This is a genomic window from Ligilactobacillus sp. MP3 (assembly GCF_024436335.1).
GTDB classification, from domain to species: Bacteria; Bacillota; Bacilli; order Lactobacillales; family Lactobacillaceae; genus Ligilactobacillus; species Ligilactobacillus salivarius.
On record NZ_JANFQI010000027.1, the window covers coordinates 1 to 1,348 of the forward strand.

1 protein-coding gene is annotated in these 1,348 nt (G+C 30.9%); it reads left to right on the plus strand.

Translation table 11 applies throughout. From position 1 onward, the window contains the following. Nucleotides 1-134 precede the first annotated feature (134 nt). On the plus strand, nt 135-1,348 hold a 1,214-nt coding region (locus NOU10_RS09175; RefSeq protein WP_255906658.1), incomplete at its 3' end, for an ISL3 family transposase.

The following is a 1,348-nucleotide window of genomic DNA, read 5'->3' on the forward strand; positions in this document are numbered from 1 at the left end:
GGTTGTATAATATTTAGGACTGATAATGTAAATTTTTTTACATTACGGTCCTTCTTTTATTTTCTCTATTTTTGCGGCAAAATAAAAGAGATGGCCCACAACGCCAATCTAATTAAAGAAAGGACACCATCTCTATGGATAATAATATCAAACTTTTACTTGGAATTACAGACCCTAATTTAAATATTGACCCTAAATATCAATATACTTCGTATATTGAAGAAAAAATTATTAAAAATAGTAAGGCTCTGCTCTGTCATCTATATTTGTCTTACCCTATGTATTGCCCTAATTGTAAGGCATTGATGCTACATAACGGCACTAAAGTGGTTAATAATGTTCATCTTTCTTCTGCTGGTAAAAAGCTTGTGCTTTCTATAAGAAAACAGAAGTATCTGTGTCCTGAATGCAAGAAGACTGCGACAGCTAAATTTAAAGATACTAACTATCATGATCATTTTTCTAATGCTGTTAAAGCCAAACTTGTACGTGATTTAAGTCTATCCAGACCTATGTGTGAAATTGCTGCGGACTCTTTTACATCTTCAAACACAATTATTAGATCTTTAGAGAGTGTAGAAAATAATTTTAAAGTCAATCGTAACTGGCTTCCTAGTCACTTATCCTTAGATGACTTCAAATCTGGTAAAAGATTTTCATCTAGTGGTATGAGTATGTGTTTAATCAACGCAGTCAATCATCGAATTATAGATATAATTCCAGAAAGAAATAATAAATTCCTTAGGAATTATTTCATTCAATATAGTTACAAAGCTAGATTATCAGTAATGACTATAACAGTTGACTTATATGCACCTTACCGCAGTTTGATTAAGGAGTTATTCCCTAATGCATTTATTATTGCAGATAAATTTCATGTGGTTACACAGGCATGTACAGCTATGAATAAAATTAGAATTAGGGTTATGAAAGAATATGGAGCTGGAACCCATGAATATCGAGCTTTAAAACGTTTTTGGAAACTACTTCTAAAAAATCAAGATGATGTTGATTATCATAGATATTATCCAAGGATAAATTTTAAATACGCAGAATTAAGCGACTCTGAAGTTTTAGATCGTTTATTTGATATGTCTTCTGAATTGAAGACAGCCTATGAATATTATCAGTTACTTTTACAAATGTACCGTAAAAACAGTTGTCAATTACTAAATTTATTAACTGATACATCTTCTTGGAATCTTCCACCAGAAATGAGACAAGCTTTAAAAACTATTAAGAAACATAAGTCAGAAATAAAAAATAGTTTTGTTTTACCTAGACTTACCAATGGTCCTATTGAAGGCGTCAATAATCACATTAAAGTAATTAAGCGTATAGCCTATGG